Below are 16,035 nucleotides of genomic sequence, written 5' to 3'. Positions count from 1 at the left end.
TCCAGGCACCGGCCATCTAGACCGGAGACATCGAGCTAGGGATTGGCTACCTGCTTGGTCGGGTTCGTTACCGTACATTCTCCACTTGCGGTCGGCGAAATCCAAGCGCTTTATAGTGAACGCGCACCAATGCGGGGGCCTCGATCATGGATAGGAATGGCGCTTGTGAGCGGCTGCGAGACCTCCTCACAGATCTCAGGAATTATATTGAAGCCGAATTCGGTGAGCGTGGCGCAGGTTCCCGGGAACCAGAGTTGCAACATGAGAGCGTAGCAAAAATTATCTCAAACATTAGTGGCCTCTTTGAGCAGCAAGAAAATCTCTTGTCTAATCACGAATCTACCGCCCAGTACTTCGCGAGCGTTCTCGCGAATAATCGGTCGTTCTTGGAGAGCATAAATAACCAGAAGCTGAAAGAAACAGCACTGAAATTCATTGCCGATTTTGCAGAAAGCAAAGCGGCGGTCGACCAGCACGAGCGAATACGCATCAGGATCGATGTTGACCGTCGGTCGGGGCAATCGCCATTCGTGATAAACTCTTTCAAGGCGATACTCGGGAGCATTTTGATTTCGATGGCAGGCAGCGGGGCCTATGAAGCCTTGAGCCGCACACTGTTTCCGCCGAAGCCGGTGAGCCGCGAGGCAGAAAAAGACCCAAGGTTTCAGGAAATTCCTGACGTACCTGCGTCGATTCCCATAGATTATGCTGTAGTCGACGTGGACAATTTGAGGCTTAGAAGTGAACCGTCGCTAGACGCCAAAGTTCTCAGGCTGCTTGACCGCGGTACGAAATTGCTGAGGCACAGCGTTCGCGACGATTGGGTAATGGTTAGTGTGCTTTTTCCTGATCCAGAGAACGCGGTAGTCCAGATTGGCTGGGTGCACCAGAAATACATCTCCACCGTTCCAATTACGCAGATTCAGGTATTCTCTCTATACAAACCAGGCAGCGAGCCGGACTAAACCGCTGATCTTCCCACTGCACGATTCCACTTAGTTTCTGTCGCATTGCGCGCTGTCCAGCTGGCTGGACGATCGTGGCGGCGATACCTAGCCGCCACGATGTAGCATCAGAGACCGCTTGACGACATCTGCAAAGGTTACGCCCAGTGCCGCCCCGCCGATGCCTATGACGCCAAGCGCGCCGATCCCCATCAACTTCCATTTCTTGACGTCATCGGTGATCGGCTTCATCTCGGTGATGTCCCCTTGCATCGCTACCGTGGATCCTTCGAGCGTGCCGACGCGCTCGACCGCTCGACCAGTTCATCCATGCGCCGATGCATCGAGGCGCGACTGGCATCCGATTTGTCTTCCGACCTCCGGAAGTCTTCGCGGAGGTTCTTCACCTCCGCAAGCAGCGTCCCGAGCTGCTGGTGAACAGTTGCATCGATCATTCCCGCCCTTCCCCGTGTTTCGCGCATTCCGCCCTCGTCCAAACCGCCGCACCGCATATCCCGACGACGGTCCTGTCTATTTTCCGCTGATCCTCAGGCGTCGCGCCGCGGGCCCCGATCAGATCAGTGCCCACGACCCGGCGAAGTCCGCCGACACTTGCCAGCGCCAAAGTCCCACATCCCTGGAGGGCAAAGGTCAAAACGAGAGCCGACATCGCCCGCAGTGCGGCCAGCTTCATTGTTCTGCCCTTCGATGAAGGTCCTGACGTCGTCGCCGCTCTGCGGGTAGATCCAAGCAACAATGGCGGCAACGATGGCGAGAGCGGTGGCGGCCGCGATGAGGCGAGGAGTGGTAAACATTCACGCCATCCCCTCGACCTGCTTCGCCACCGCCTTACGGTCGGCGTTCTTCCGCCAGTAGAGAAAGCCGGCAATGCCTGCGAACGCGACGAGGATCAGGAGGAGGTTCTGCCACGGTATGCCGCCGATCGCGGCAAGCAACGAAGCGCCACCGCCGATGACAGACGGCGTGATCGCCTCTTTCGACTTCCACCACGGCGCATCGAGGCTCGGCGGCGTCACAGGAACCGGTACCGGCTTCTCCTCGGTCACCGGGGCTGCCTTGACTTCGGGCCGGGCCGCCTCGCCCGGGGTAAGCGCCACGAGCGCCGTATGCATCGCAGAGCGCGTTTTCGGTCCGACATCGCCGTCGACCTGTAGGCGCTGGTCAGCCTGGAACTGAAGGACGTTGTCGGCGCGGTAGCCGAGAAGGACGAGAGATATCCTGGCGAGCCGGTCAAACCGATCAGCCAGGCCGTTCTTGCCGCCGTTTATCTTTCTCGTAACGGTCTCATAGTCTTCTTCGTCGGCCCAGCGGTCAAGGCCGCGCGTGTCCCAATAGAACAGAGGCACGAGGCCTCCCAAGGATCGGTGTTGACTGCGTCCGGATCCTTGCGAAGTCCGGGCAGTCGAGGCCGGTGGCGCGGCACCAGTTGCGGAACTGGCGATAGTTGTCCTTGCCGGTAAGCTGCATGCCGGTTCGGCCGCGGTAGAGATAGCCGTCGCCGTCCCTCTCAGGCGTGTTGCCGAGATCGGTGCGAGCGTCGTATCGCTGCTGCGCCGGCGTCGGGCCCCAGATCTCGCGATCATAGCGGAAGTCTCCGCTTTCATGGATGAGCTGGGCGAAATACTGCGCGAGGCGGTGCGGCCGATCCATGCCGAAACGCTCTCCATACTTGTCCAGCGCCACGAGCACGGACGCGAGACTGCTCTCGTTCACCCTGCCCTTCGCGGCAGCGCGAACCTGCTGAGCGGTGATGGCGCTCATTGAAGTCTCCTGGTTGTCGTTGGGGAATATTCGGCGGCTGGTTTGTGGCGGCCGGCAGTGTTCGGGCTTAGACTGACATTGGTCGTCTTTGCCCCTCGCAGGCGGCCGGGAGGCTCGTCACAGGCCCGCGGCCCTTGACGGGCCTCGCCATTGATCCAAATCAATGGAAATGGGACTTGAAGATGGACGATAGCGAAACGAAAAGCGCCGGCCCAATCGAGCCCAAGGATCGCTTTACATACCTCGAAGCAGCTTTCGAAGACGGAGATCCGTCTCTAATCGCCCACGCGCTAGGAGATGTCGCCTGATCAATCGGAATGACGGCCGTCGCAAAGGACGCAGGAGTTACCCGTGAGGCACTCTATAAATCCCTTAGCGAACATGGCGATCCTAAGCTTTCCACCCTGCTCGGAGTAGCTAAGGCTCTTGGCATCAAGCTCACCGTTGAGGCGGTGGACAAAGGAAATAATTGCGCCGAAGCAAGGCTGGGGGCGGAGCGAACAAGACTAATGGATGGGCGGACTAAGCCCGATGGGCGAATGGCTGCAGGAAACTGATTGTGGTTTCCTGATCCCCAGCCGCCAGCACCCATCACTCCCAGGCGGTCAGAGGTCTGCCGTTGCCGGAGAAAGCGGCGGACCTCGGTCTTTTGGCGATCAGCCCCGAAGCAAGGTCCGAGCGCGGCGCCGCTCCCGTTAGCCCTCTCCGTCTCGCCGCCATTAACGGCAAAGATTGACCAGCGGTACTGATTGCCCTTGGTGATAGCCCGTGGCCTGAACTGACGACGTGAGATTGGCGGGGACATCCAGCGTCACGCTATCGACGGTAAGGGGTGGTGACGCAAGGTTACAGTATGTCGGATCATACTCGACCGAAGCCGACCGGCTGACGGCCGCTGTAACCACAAGCCGCCATACGACGCACAACGGCATCACGTCGTTTTTCGGCTTCGATAAGGTCACCATAAATCTCGATGGCGGCGTTTTCGAAGAAAGCATCTTGGCCAAAGGGACGTCGCCGCAAGCACCTGGCATCAATTTCACTGCCGGTCTTTCTCGCGTCAGCGACTCATCGCAGCCATCACGATCAGGCAATAAGTATTACTTAGTTATTTCTTGCTTTATTAGACTTAAGTAGCATAGTCTAACCTCCTTCGCTTTGGGAGGAGCAAGATGGTCGAACGCGTTGAAGTCGATAAGATTTCCAAGCAAACTACTACTAAGGTATGGAACGTACACGTTTTTTGCCAGCGGCAATGCTTGCCTCAAGAGGAGGAGAAGCGCTTGACCAGCCTTTTTGGCGATTTCGCGGAGGCTTCGGAGTTGCTTCACAATGCCAAGCGCGCGCCGAGGTGGCGGTACTGAGACTTAGTGATCACAAGGGGTGCGCATTGGCGGGATTGCCGACCGCTGCAGACAGTACGCAGCCAGCGTATACGTGCTGGCAGGTGGCAAATCCCGAGGGAGGTGCCCATGACGAACGACAGACCACTCGCAGATAAATCACCAGCTTGTTCAGCACCAACTAAAAACCGGTCTCTGCAAACGCGGCGACCGGTCTTTTCTGGGTTTACTCAGGTTTGATTGCAGGCCCGGGAATCGAACCCGGTCTTTCGTGGTTATGAGCCACGCGGCTTACCAGTTGCCCTGCCTGCGGAATTTGTTGCCGGGTGCGTCCACCTCCGGCAGCAGGGCGACAGATTTGGCCACTTGATTTGACTAAACTAACGCGCGAACCTCTCGTCCCCGTCACCATCGGTGGCTGGTACAACACTGTCGAACGCGAGGAGATTGCAATGCGTACCCTATTGATCCCGGCCGTAATGCTTATCAGCTCGTTTGGAGCTGTTGCTGTTGCAGCCGAAGGCGACGAGGCGCTCGCTACGGCTGACAAGGAACTGAATTCGACCTTCAAGGAAATCGAGGCTCGCATTGGCGATGACGCCAAAACGAAAAAGCTGCTTGTCTCCGCCCAAAGATCGTGGATTTCCTTCCGCGACAATGAGTGTGCATTCCAAACATCAGCTAGTGCCGACGGTAGCGCCTATCCTATGCTCGTCGCCGCCTGCAGAACCGAATTGACGACGGAAAGAACGAAGGCACTTAAGGCGTACCTCGATTGCCAGGAGGGTGATCTTTCCTGCCCGGTACCTTCGAGCCAATAAGGGTTTGAAGACGACGCGCATAGACGGTGGTCCCCACTTACCGGGCGAAGCCAACAAAAAGGCCGGGGCTCGTTGGCGGCCCCGGCCCTTTGTCTTTTCGCTCTCAAAACTCGTGCCAGTACCTCCGTGGTCACAAGTCGAAAGCAATGCGCGATTGCCGACGTATCCCCCCGCCGACAAATGCGCTTGTGCAAACTTTATAGAGGGCGGGGGTTTTCTGAACAAGTTGTCCATTCGGAGTATGCGCCGCCTGGGTTACGGGCGCATTTCTTCTACCGCCTATATCGGGCGGTGGCCCGGCGAGTGTTACCTCAGTAGAGGATCGCAACTGAACAGCCACACAAATCACTTGAGGAAACCTATACGGCTTTGCGCAGATTTTCAACCTCTGCGTCAGCGGTGAGCGCGTTCTATTCACTGATAATTTTCTGCACTCGCTCTTTGACCTGCGGGGTTAGAGAATCTATAGCCCTTTCGGCTTGTTCGACCATCGAGGGGCGGACTTTCCGGCCCTTCGGCAGGATCTTGCGGAGCTGGCCGCGCAAGTGATGGATTTGCTCGTGGCGCTCGTTCTCCTTCCGGCAGTGGTGCTCGTAGAGAAAGGCCTCCCGGCGCTCGTTCTCGGCGAAGTACAAGGCCTCTATGGTCCCGTCGGGGAATTCGAGCGGTCACAGTTGGCACCGCGCAAGATCCCCGTTGCGACTACACTGACGGGATCGGCATAGGGGGCGGTCGTTATGACCGCGCCCCTGCCACACCACCCGGCATGCGGGTCCGCACCGGGCGGTTCGAAGAGTTGAGGTCAGGCGAGGCGGGGGATACGGAGGGCATCCATCCACCTGAGGGCTAGGACCGAATTGAGCAACATGCCGCTGTTGCGCCACCATCTGCGGCTGTTGGCCGCGACCTGCCGTGCCACTTCGGGCTTGGCGCCCCTGGCAAGCAGGGCCTTGTAGGTGGTCTTGCCACGCTTCCAGTGCTTGAGCTGGGTCGCTCGCACCCGGTGACGCATCCACTCCTCCGGCGTAGTCGCCTCTGTTTTGAGATCGAGCACAGGATCACGTCGCGACACTTGGCTAGTTAGGCCAGCCTTACGCGATCGACGGGGCGAAGTCGGCGCACCTTCGTTATGACCCATTCAACCAGCCGACCGTAGCGGAACTTCAGGGGGCCAGAGTGCTACGTCCGCCATCCTCGTCCGCTTCCACTACCAGCCCGGCCCCAACGTGGCGAATCCCATCTCTGATGAAGGCAAGAGACGCATCGCTGGCCGCCTTGATCAATTCGCCGAAAGAAGGACGAATCTTTTGTTTATTGTCGTCTGCGCGTCGCGCCAGTTGCTGCTGGGTTTGGGAAGCGCTGCCGCTAACGGCAGCGCGAGATCAGCATGGTTGTCAAATAGCCATCTCAGCGAAGGGAGCGTGCCGCGGTAGCGAAGCTGGCGAGGTTTGCGGGGGCGGCACGCTTTGGGGAATCCGGTAGTCGTTGGTACTTCTGGCGGGGTGCGGCCGTTTCCGGCCGGTCGCAGTTTGCCGGCAACGAATTCATGTCCGGCATATCGGTCCCGGAGGTTCGCAAAGGTGAAGCGTCTTTCGACGAGGGTTGGCCAGAGCGTTTCGTGAATTTTCCTGATGCGCGGCTCACACTGTGACCGGAGCGCTTGGATGTCTCAAGCAATCGCCCCGGATCTCATTCGGCCCGTTCTTCGGCTGAGTTGCCGAAGATCTCTACCCGCAGTATCTCTCACCCGAGGAGTTCAAGCACCTTCGGGAAACGCGGATGATTACGGATGGGGTCGAGATCCGAGTCGTATTTTACCCACCTCTTTGTTTCGTGGGTGGCCTCGGGGAGAAGCTCGACTAGCAAGTCGATCGCTCGATCAGGCTCGCCCTGGAGCGAGTAAAAGCAAGCCACATTATATTTGGCCAGGCGATCGTCGGGATCGGTCGCCAAAGCGCGTCCCGCCCATTCCTTAGCACGATCAAGCTCGCCAAGTGCCGCAAGCCCCACAGCCCCCAAGTAGGCGGGTCTTGGATTTTCCGGACGCATCATGAGCTCACGCTCGGCGCGCGCGACGCCTTCCCGCGCCGCGGTATTCATTTCCTGCTCGCGTCCGAGCGAGCGGAGAACGTTAATGAGCACAAGCAAGGCCTGGTAATCGTCAGGTTTGAGGTCGGCGGCGCGCTGGAAATGCCTTGCCGCTTCGTCAAGTTTACCTTGGGTGAAGCAGGCGCGGGCATAGAAATAATGGGCTTCAAACAGATCGGGATCGAGGGTGATCGCCTGATCGAACTCCGCCATCGCTTCCGAATGTCGCTCGCGAAGCGACAGAGCGAGGCCGAGTGAAGCGTGCGCTTCTGCGAGACCACTCTCAAGATCCAGAGCCTTGGCGCTGGTCGCCAAAATGCCGTCGATCGACACGTCAGCGTTGTAGTGAAGGAAGAGGAAGGAATCGCAATCAGCAATTCCGGCGTAGGCCCGCGCATAACGCGGATCGAGTTCGACCGCCATGGCGAACATACGCTTCGCCAGAACGTAATGCGACTGTGAGTGCCAGTGCAGGAATTGCCGTCCTCGCAGGTAATACGCATAGGCCTCGAAGTTCCCGGTGGGCACCCGACCGATGTCCTTCTTCTCCTCCGGAAGCAGCTTGACCTTCAAGTGGTCCACAATGGTATGGGTGATCTCGTCTTGAAGGGCGAAGATTTCGGTGAGATCCCAGTCGTAGCGATCGGCCCAGAGAGGACCACCGCCCTTGCCCTCGACGAGTTGCGCGGTGACGCGCACACGTGAACCGACCCTACGCACGCTTCCTTCTAGGATATAGCCAACCCTGAGATCCTGGCTCACCTGCTGCACCTTCACCGGCTTATTCTTGTAGGTATATGCCGTATTGCGGGCGACAACGAACAGGCCGGAGATTTTCGAAAGGTCGGTAATTATGTCCTCGGTGATCCCGTCGCTGAAATATTCTTGCTCAGGGTCACCGCTTATATTGTTGAAGGGCAGCACCGCGATGGACGGCTTCTCGATCTCCCAAGGCTCTTGGGTGCCTGCATCCGAGCCGGCCGTTTTTTGGGCCGCCGGAAAATCCAAAGAAATGCTGTAGGCTCGCACCGGCCGGTCGATGTTCTTGAGCGCCTGCTCGCCCATGTCCTCAAATCGAAGATCCAGCCTGTTGCCGACGTTATCGCGGACGGCCGCAGATACCGCGATACCGCCAGGTGCCGCTATTTTTTCAAGTCGCACAGCCACGTTGACGCCGTCCCCGAAGATGTCGTCGCTTTCAACGATCACGTCTCCAAGGTTGATGCCCATGCGAAGCTCGATCCGACTTGGCCGCGGCACATCCACATTGCGCTCTAGCATTCCCCGCTGGACCGTCGCAGCGCAGGTGACCGCATTCACGACGCTTGGAAACTCCGCCAGAAATCCATCGCCGGTGAGCTTCACGATGCGCCCCTCATACTCGACGATCTTGGGGTCGATCAGGTCCTTTCGGTGCGATTTCCATGCCGCATGAGTACCTGCCTCATCCCGGGCCATGAGGCGGCTATAGGTCACTACGTCTGCGGCAAGGATGGCCGTCAGACGTCTGTGCATGGTCGGATCGTCCATGTGACCACCCAGTTTTCGTGTACTGCCACGCTCGGGGTGCCATGTCCCAGGCCAACCCAATAATACTCCAGCGGCTAGTGAATGTCTCTGGCTGGTGTGGCCAAAACGGCCAAACTTGCGCTTCCCTCGACTCCAAAAACACGCAGGGACTCGGAGTCAAGATCGAGAACGGCGAAGAAGGTATTTCGGTTCAGAAAATCTGAACCTCTGCCTTGATCTTTCCATGATTAGCTTTCGATAATACTCTTGCCAACAGGATCGCAGGGAGCGGCCAATGGAAGAGTTCGAGCCGGTTCTCGTCAGAAATGTCCATCACGCTGATTTGGAGAGGCTTTGCAAATCCGTGAAGACCTATGCGGGGTGCTATGTTCTCAAGGATCCAAGCAGCGAAGCGGAAACAGCCGGTCTCGACGCCCACTGCTGGTTCCCTTCACGCGATGACAGCATCCTGTTCCAACTCCAATGGGCTGCGCCTAACCAGGCCTAGGGAGCAAACCTTCTTGGACGATGAAATCGGCGCTCCGTCGTATTTGTTCGGCTCGCCATTTGGGGTAGGCGCAACACATCGACGGAATGATCATTCTCGTCGGTGACATGCGGATTTGCAGCCTCCGGCGAGCCGCCTATGGCGGCTAATCCGGTCGTGACGTCCTAGCCACGCCGGTGCATGTGACCTTGAGCATCTCGTCGGTCGCTCTCCGTTTATCGATCTGTTCGCGGTTGCGCCGATCACGGTCGCCTGCGGCACCTTCATCGCCTCACGGCCGGCCCCCGAATGGAAAGTCACCAGAGCCCGTCGCCCATTCAGTTACGTGCTCCAATGGCGGCTTGGGGCATAGCCTATCTCCGCCGCTTTGAGGTTTGGTGAGCCACCGACTTCATCTGCGACCAGGATCGACATAGCGACGATGAAGACGGCAACCCCGAGACCCGCTGGACTTCGACGTCCATCCCTCTCCCCTTATGCTACACAGGAGCAAGGCCACGGAGCCTAGCCTGGGGCAACGTAGAGCGCTTCGAAGAAAAGCTTTGAAGGCTCTCGTCCTTTAGCTTCAAAGAGGCAGATCGTTTCTCCGTTTCGATGGCACAGAGAAACGATCTAATCGGAAATCCGCTGGCACCGGCCGGTTCAGCCGGCGCGGACCGTGGCCTTGCCTTCGTCGACCAGACGCGTGGCGGCCTCGTCGATCGAAATGCGCTCAAAGGCAAGTTCATCAGCGATAGGGCGCAGCACGCGCTGGTCGAACTCGGTCGATCCGAGCGGCGCCGGCGACGGATAGCCGCCCACCTGATCCTTGAGGGCGTTGATGTATTTCACCGTTTCCGTCTCCGTCGGGTTGAGCGACGGCAGGATGGCTTCGCGAACCGTCGGCGACATGGGTACGCCGCGCTCGACGCCGAGGATCTTGCCGGCCTCGACATCGTTGACGAAGAAGTTGATGAACTTGGCGGCCGCTTCGCCGTGTTCAGTCGATGCACCGATGCTCCAGATCAGCGCCGGGCGATAGTAATGGCCGGAGGGGCCGCCCTTCTCGGCGCGCGGTAGCATGCCGATGCCGAGCTTGCTTTTCATAATGAGTTGGTAGCCGACCATCTGGTTGGAATAGGCCATGCCCATCGCCGAGTAGCCGAGCGCCAGGCAGTTGGTATCGATGGTGTTCTGATCGAGCGTCTGAATGTCTGCGCCGACGGTGCCGCCGCGCTTGCGCAACTCCTCCCAATAGGCGTACCACTCCTTCGCCTCCTCGACCCTGAAGCCGAGACCCGTGTCGGTGTAGAGACTGCTGCCACGCTGGCGGAGCCAGGCATCGAAGACATAGGCATAGCGTGCTCCATAGGGTCCGCCCCAGACATTCTTCTTGCCGGCCGCCTTGGTCATCTCGATGGCGATGTCGGCATATTCCGCCCAGGTGGTGTCGACTCCTGGCGGCGTGATCCCGGCTTTGGCGAAGGCATCGGCGTCATAGAACATCGCGAAGGAATTGAGACCGAGGCCGACACCCCAAAGCTTTCCGTCGACTGTCGTCAGGTTCAGCACGTCCTTGCCGAAGGCGTCGACGTCGAGCGCCGAAGAGATGAAGGGATCGAGCGCCATGCAGGCACCGCGCTTGGAATAGTCCGAAATTGTGCTGGGCTCGAGCTGGAAGATATCGGCAATGGCGCGGCCGGCCATCTGAGTGGCGAGCTTCGTCCAGTACCCGTCGCCGCTCAAGCTCTCGCCGACTATCCTGATATCCGGGTTCTTCTCCTGGAAAAGCTTGGCGACCGCCAAGGTCCGCTTCGAGCGGTCGTTTGATCCCCACCACATCGCGCGCAACTGCACGCTTTCGGCCGCAAGGGCCGAGCGGGAACCGAGGGCGATACCCGTCGCTGCGCCAGCCGCGCCGATCATGAATCCGCGTCTGTTGAGTAGCATGCTAGTCCTCCCCTGTGCTGCCCTGCGCGGCACTCTCCTCCAGCACCTGCAGGTTCCAATTAGCGCAAGAGCTTATGCAAAAATTTTCGTTGCGCAATATTTCTTTTCGGTCTTGCAAATTTGCATTGATTGCGCAATGTTTGCGTCATGATAGAAAGACCCTCCAGAAGACTCCGCCAAGCTGACATTGCCGCACAAGCAGGAGTTTCAGTATCTACCGTCTCACGCGTCCTCGCGAATGAGCCCGGCATCAGCGAGGATGTTCGGGTACAGATCCTCAAGGTCGCAAATGACCTCGGCTACCCCCTCAAAGCAGGTGCTGCGGCAGCACCTCGCGCGCTGGCGCTGATCGCGAGCAACGGCGTCACGGGCAGTCTGAGCGCATTTTATCAGGGCATTGTCGATGGCCTGCGCTCCGAAGCGGCCGAGCAGGGCATGTCTTTCGACATTCGCCTCGTGAACGAGGCGAAGGCTACGCCGCAAGCCGTTGGCGAACATATGCAATCGGTTGGTGCGCAAGGGCTTTTCCTGGTCGGCATAGATCCCTGTCAGGCGCTTGCAGAATGGTTTGTGGAAAGCCGCACCCCCGTCGTCCTCGTCAACGGCGTCGATCCGCAATTACGCTTCGACGGTGTCTCGCCGCCAAACTTCTTCGGCGCCTTCGCGGCGACGCGGATGCTGCTGGACGCCGGTCACCGGCGTATCCTCCACCTGACCGGATCGCATCGGCATACGATCCGCGAGCGCGTGCGCGGCTTCGAAGCGGCTGTCGCCTCCGTGGATAGCGGCCATGCGCGTGTCATCCGCCTGCCGTTCGCGAATAACTCCAGCGCCGAAGCCCATGCGGCAACGCTCGCGGCTCTTGCCGAGGACGAGGGTTTCACCGCTGCCTTCTGCATGAACGACTTCATCGCCGTGGGCGTTCTAGAGGCGGTGACCGAACTCGGCCGGCGCGTACCGGACGATTTCGCGATCATCGGTTTCGACGACCTGCCCTGCGCCGACATGGCCAATCCGCGCCTTTCGACAATGCGTGTCGACCGCGCAGCGCTCGGCCGCGAAGCGGTCGCCATGATGCAGTTCCGCTTCCGCCATCCGGACGTGCCCGCCCGGCATGTCACTCACGCCGTAGTCCCGGTGCCCGGCGGCACCATTGCCACGAAAGACAATCCATGACCTATGATCCCGCTAGCGCCAACCCGCTTGCCGGAAATCCGCTTGAGACACGCGGCGACATGGAGCGCGCGCTGCTCGATCTCTTCGATCCGCTGCTCCCCTACTTCTCTGGAGGAAATGCGCGAGTCCGTCTCGACGCCGCCGCGGCTCATTTCGACCGGGCCGCTGCCGATCTGGAGGGCTTTGCGAGGCCTCTCTGGGGTCTTGCTCCCTTTGCTGCAGGCGGCGGAAATTTCGCGCATTGGGACCGCTATGCGGAAGGGATCGCCAACGGCACCGACCCTGGACATCCCGAATATTGGGGACAAGTGAACGGCCGGGACCAGCGCATGGTCGAGCTGGCGGCCCTCGGCTTCGCGCTGGTGCTGGCGCCGGAGAAGCTGTGGGAACCCTTAAACGGGCGTGAAAGAGACAATCTCGTCTCTTATCTCCTCCATGCCCGCAAGTTCGACTATGCCGACAATAACTGGAAGTTCTTTCGCGTTTTCGTCGACATCGCTCTCGATCGCCTCGGCATCGAGCACGATCGCAGCCTGACGAAGGCCTATCTCACCGAACTTGACGGCTTCTATATCGGTGGCGGCTGGTATCGCGACGGCAATGTGCGGCGCGTCGACCACTACATCGCCTTTGCCATGCACTTCTACGGGCTGATCTATGCGCGCCTTGTCGAAGACGACCATGCGAAACGGTATCGCGAGCGGGCGGTCGCCTTCGCCCAGGATTTTCGCCACTGGTTTGCCGAAGACGGAGCGACCCTCCCCTTCGGCCGCAGTCTCACCTACCGCTTCGCCTGCGCCGGCTTCTGGGCAGCGCTGGCCTTTGCCGACCTCGAGGCTCTACCCTGGGGCGAGATCAAGGGGCTCTGCCTCCGCCACCTCAGATGGTGGGCAGACAAACCGATAGCGGATCGGGACGGCGTTCTTTCTATCGGCTACGGCTATCCGAACCTCTTGATGTCGGAAAACTACAATTCGGCCGGCTCGCCCTATTGGGCCTTCAAGGCTTTCCTGCCGCTAGCCGTCAGCGAAAACCATCCATTCTGGACGAGCTCGGAAGTCCCGCTCCGGCGGCTGGCCGAACCGGTTGCCCTTCGACATCCGGGCATGGTCATGATGCCCGTCAAAGGGGACGTGGTGGCGCTTTCCTCCGGCCAGGAAAACCGCCAGATGCGGTTCGGCTCCGAAAAATATGCGAAATTCGCCTATTCGGCGCGATACGCCTTCAGCGTCGAGAGCGACGAACGGGCATTTGCCGGCGGTGCCTTCGATTCGATGCTGGCATTCAGCGACGACGGCGTTCATTACCGGGTGCGCGAGGCCAATGAGGAGGTGCGGCTTGCGCACAATGTGCTGTTCTCCAAATGGTCCCCCTGGCCGGACGTCGTTGTCGAGACGTGGCTTGTTCCGGCTTCGCCCTGGCATGTGCGCGTGCACCGGATTGCGACGCCGCGGCCTTTGGAGACGGCCGAAGGCGGCTTCGCCATTCCCCGACGGGATTTCGAGACCGACGCGCTCACCGCCGCGGAAGGGACTGCCCACGCAATCGGCGCGGAAGATTTCAGCGGGATCCGCGATCTCGGTTCGACCGTCCCGCGCGAAGGCCGGATCCAAAAGGCGCCGCCCAACACCAATCTGATTGCCGCAAAAACCCTGGTGCCGCAGTTGCGGGCCAAAATCCCTTCTGGGGAAACCATCCTCGCCTGCGCTGTGCTTGCGGCCCGCAACACTTCCGTCGTCACTGAAGACTGGTCCAACCCGCCGGCGATGCCGGACATGGCGGCGCTCGACGCGCTTCGGGCGGAAGGCTTAACCGTCAGCGCAATGCAAGCGCCCGGATCAGCGCCATGACCCTCCCGACCGTCGCCTTTGCGATGCAGCCGGAAAGGACGCGTTATGTTCTGACGCCGGAGCTTCTCGCGCGGCTCGATGCCTTCGCCCGAATCCTGGATCAGCGGCCGATGACGGTGTTCGCCGATGAGCGGTCGCAGCGTTTGTTGGCCGAGGCACAAATTTTGGTGACCGGCTGGGGCGCGCCGTTCATCGATGCGGCCGTCCTCGCCCGGGCGCCGCGCCTTCGCCTCATCGTCCATGCCGCCGGCACGATCAAGGGGCTGGTCGACGAGAGCGTTTTCGATGCGGGGATCCAGGTCAGCCACGCGGCGGAGGCCAATGCCGTACCGGTCGCCGAGTTTACCCTCGCAGCCGTTATTTTTGCGGGCAAGCAGGTGTTCCGCTTCCGCGATGTCTATGCGGCCGACCGTGGACGCGAGCGCACCCAGATCGTGCAGGGCGAAGCGATCGGAAACCATCGCCGCACGGTCGGGATCGTCGGCGCATCGCGGATCGGACGCCGCGTGATCGAACTGCTGCGCCACCTCGACTATCAATTGCTGCTTTATGATCCGTTGGTCAAAGACGCCGAAGCCATTGCCCTCGAGGTAGAGAAGGTCGACCTCGATACGTTGATGGCCCGCTCCGATATCGTGTCGCTGCATGCGCCGCTGCTACCCGAGACCCGGCACATGATCGATAACCGCCAGCTCGCCCTTATGAAGGACGGCGCGACGCTGATCAACACGGCGCGCGGCGCTTTGGTGGATGAGGCGGCACTCATCGAAAAACTGCAGTCGGGCGCGATCAATGCCGTGATCGACGTTACTGACCCCGAAATTCCGGACGAAAATTCACCACTTTACAACCTGCCGAACGTATTTCTGACGCCGCATATCGCAGGCGCCATCGGTCTGGAGCGCATGCGCCTCGGTGAAATGGCGGTTGATGAAGTGGCGCGGTTCCTCGAAGCCAGGCCGCTCCTGTTCGAGGTCCACAAGCAGGATCTGGGGCGCATGGCATGAACGCTTTCGAAGCGGCTCTCTGCACGGTAACCTTCCGCAAGCTGCCCGCCGACGAAATTGTCGCGCTAGCAGCGAAGGCGAGGCTCGCCGCGATCGAGTGGGCGGGAGACGCCCATGTTCCTCCCGGCGACACGTCCACCGCCCGCACGGTCGGACACCTGTGCGAAAGCGCGGGTCTCAAGACTTCCTATGGCTCCTATGTCGCGCCGCCGACCGACGATCTTTCCGCCCTCGCGCCCGCACTGGCAACCGCGGTCGCGCTTGGCGCCTCCAACATCCGCATCTGGCCCGGCACGCGCCAGCGCGCTTCGAGGGATTACAGCGCCGATGAACGGCGCGATGCAGCGGATGCGATTCGCGACATGGGCGCGGAAGCCGCTCGGCATGGCATCACGGTTTCGCTCGAATATCACCCACAGACCCTGACGGACGAGACGAGCTCGGCACTCCGCCTTATCGAGGCGGTCGCGCATCCGAATGTGTATCTCTACTGGCAGCCGAGGCCCGGGCTCCCGCTCGTCGAGGCACTCACGGAGATCGCCAGCATCGGCGCGCATGTCTCCCATGTCCATGTCTTCGCCTGGGACCACGAACGCAAGCGCTTTCCCCTGGCATCCGCCGAAGGCTACTGGCAAACGGCTTTGGCCGCCATGCCGCAATCGCGCTGGACCGGCCGGCGATTTGCCATGCTTGAATTCGTGGCGGGAGACGATCCGGCGGCATTTCTGGCGGATGCGGCGACGCTGAGAAAAATCCTAAAGGCCGAGTTTCCGCCAGGCGCCTCTGCCATTGCAGACGGAAATTGACTGCTTTACCGGCCACCGTCTGTAAAGACGGCGAAACGCTTGAAGCGACGAAGTCCCAGCCTACTCCTTCACGTACCCGAGGCCTTCAACGATCTTTCCGTACCGGACACACATAATGTTTACCGCGGCGGCGCCTGCTCGATACCGCTGCCCGCCTCTTCTCCGCGGCGTGGGCATCGACCGCATCATCGCGGAAGCGTCAGGCCCTTGTTCAATGTCTGGTTCGCCTCCGCGACCAGCTTCGTGCGCCGCAGCTTGATCGTCCCAAAAGA

At 60.0% G+C, this 16,035-nt stretch carries 11 protein-coding genes, 1 tRNA gene and 5 pseudogenes; 9 read left to right on the top strand and 8 right to left on the bottom strand.

Going from position 1 to position 16,035, the window contains the following annotated elements; translation table 11 throughout:
* Window positions 1-146 precede the first annotated feature (146 nt).
* On the top strand, window positions 147-965 hold the full coding sequence (locus M1D43_RS19730) for an SH3 domain-containing protein (protein WP_127643122.1): 819 nt from the start codon (window positions 147-149) through the stop codon (window positions 963-965).
* 87 nt (window positions 966-1,052) lie between these two features.
* On the opposite strand, the pseudogene M1D43_RS19725 reads toward M1D43_RS19730, so the two are convergent.
* The 3 genes and pseudogenes from M1D43_RS19725 to M1D43_RS19715 all read right to left on the bottom strand — a co-directional run bounded on the left by M1D43_RS19725 (window position 1,053) and on the right by M1D43_RS19715 (window position 2,726).
* Window positions 1,053-1,399 (bottom strand): annotated as a pseudogene (locus M1D43_RS19725) (DUF1515 domain-containing protein).
* Window positions 1,396-1,638, bottom strand: a complete 243-nt coding sequence (locus M1D43_RS19720) for a hypothetical protein (RefSeq protein ID WP_127604001.1) — start codon at window positions 1,636-1,638, stop codon at window positions 1,396-1,398. Before M1D43_RS19720 ends, M1D43_RS19725 begins: the two are co-directional and overlap by 4 nt.
* Before the next feature lie 121 nt (window positions 1,639-1,759).
* Window positions 1,760-2,726, bottom strand: a pseudogene (locus M1D43_RS19715) (glycoside hydrolase family 19 protein).
* A gap of 182 nt (window positions 2,727-2,908) precedes the next feature.
* Between M1D43_RS19715 and M1D43_RS19710 the strand changes: the two are divergent.
* A pseudogene (locus M1D43_RS19710) lies at window positions 2,909-3,187 on the top strand (addiction module antidote protein); the annotation flags it as partial.
* A gap of 711 nt (window positions 3,188-3,898) precedes the next feature.
* Window positions 3,899-4,090 (top strand): hypothetical protein, encoded by a 192-nt coding sequence (locus M1D43_RS19705; RefSeq protein WP_127518643.1) that lies wholly within the window; start codon window positions 3,899-3,901, stop codon window positions 4,088-4,090.
* Window positions 4,091-4,310: 220 nt separating this feature from the next.
* Here M1D43_RS19705 and M1D43_RS19700 read toward each other — a convergent pair.
* Window positions 4,311-4,380 (bottom strand) — tRNA-Met (locus M1D43_RS19700).
* A gap of 141 nt (window positions 4,381-4,521) precedes the next feature.
* Here M1D43_RS19700 and M1D43_RS19695 point away from each other — a divergent pair.
* Window positions 4,522-4,890: a lysozyme inhibitor LprI family protein gene (locus tag M1D43_RS19695; RefSeq protein WP_017264107.1), complete on the top strand. Its 369-nt coding sequence runs from the start codon at window positions 4,522-4,524 to the stop codon at window positions 4,888-4,890.
* Window positions 4,891-5,300: 410 nt separating this feature from the next.
* Here the strand turns inward: M1D43_RS19695 and M1D43_RS19690 are convergent.
* From M1D43_RS19690 to M1D43_RS19680, 3 genes and pseudogenes are all read right to left on the bottom strand, one after another.
* Window positions 5,301-5,558, bottom strand: a pseudogene (locus M1D43_RS19690) (hypothetical protein); the annotation flags it as partial.
* A 134-nt stretch (window positions 5,559-5,692) separates the two neighbouring features.
* A pseudogene (locus M1D43_RS19685) lies at window positions 5,693-5,911 on the bottom strand (group II intron reverse transcriptase/maturase); the annotation flags it as partial.
* A gap of 722 nt (window positions 5,912-6,633) precedes the next feature.
* A complete protein-coding gene (locus M1D43_RS19680) occupies window positions 6,634-8,508 on the bottom strand; it encodes a TPR end-of-group domain-containing protein (RefSeq protein WP_127643045.1) in 1,875 nt (624 codons plus the stop codon).
* Between the two features lie 274 nt (window positions 8,509-8,782).
* Between M1D43_RS19680 and M1D43_RS19675 the strand changes: the two genes are divergently transcribed.
* On the top strand, window positions 8,783-8,995 hold the full coding sequence (locus tag M1D43_RS19675; protein WP_127620927.1) for a hypothetical protein: 213 nt from the start codon (window positions 8,783-8,785) through the stop codon (window positions 8,993-8,995).
* 642 nt (window positions 8,996-9,637) lie between these two features.
* Here M1D43_RS19675 and M1D43_RS19670 read toward each other — a convergent pair.
* On the bottom strand, window positions 9,638-10,924 hold the full coding sequence (locus M1D43_RS19670; RefSeq protein WP_127636738.1) for an ABC transporter substrate-binding protein: 1,287 nt from the start codon (window positions 10,922-10,924) through the stop codon (window positions 9,638-9,640).
* A gap of 147 nt (window positions 10,925-11,071) precedes the next feature.
* On the opposite strand from M1D43_RS19670, the gene M1D43_RS19665 reads away from it, so the two are divergent.
* The 4 genes from M1D43_RS19665 to M1D43_RS19650 are packed head-to-tail and all read left to right on the top strand — an operon-like array spanning window position 11,072 to window position 15,763.
* Entirely contained in the window at window positions 11,072-12,100 is a 1,029-nt protein-coding gene (locus M1D43_RS19665; protein ID WP_010975396.1) for a LacI family DNA-binding transcriptional regulator, read from the top strand.
* On the top strand, window positions 12,097-13,950 hold the full coding sequence (locus tag M1D43_RS19660) for a DUF2264 domain-containing protein (RefSeq protein WP_127643044.1): 1,854 nt from the start codon (window positions 12,097-12,099) through the stop codon (window positions 13,948-13,950). The genes M1D43_RS19665 and M1D43_RS19660 overlap by 4 nt, the downstream gene beginning before the upstream one ends.
* Complete coding sequence (locus tag M1D43_RS19655; RefSeq protein ID WP_127643043.1) at window positions 13,947-14,957, top strand: hydroxyacid dehydrogenase; 1,011 nt, start codon at window positions 13,947-13,949, stop codon at window positions 14,955-14,957. Before M1D43_RS19660 ends, M1D43_RS19655 begins: the two co-directional genes overlap by 4 nt.
* Window positions 14,954-15,763: a sugar phosphate isomerase/epimerase family protein gene (locus tag M1D43_RS19650; RefSeq protein WP_127643042.1), complete on the top strand. Its 810-nt coding sequence runs from the start codon at window positions 14,954-14,956 to the stop codon at window positions 15,761-15,763. Before M1D43_RS19655 ends, M1D43_RS19650 begins: the two co-directional genes overlap by 4 nt.
* The last annotated feature ends 272 nt before the right edge of the window (window positions 15,764-16,035 follow it).

This window comes from Ensifer sp. R1-3, from assembly GCF_056739175.1.
Note: the sequence above shows the minus strand (reverse complement) of the source record. Positions and strands in the feature narration are given on the sequence as shown.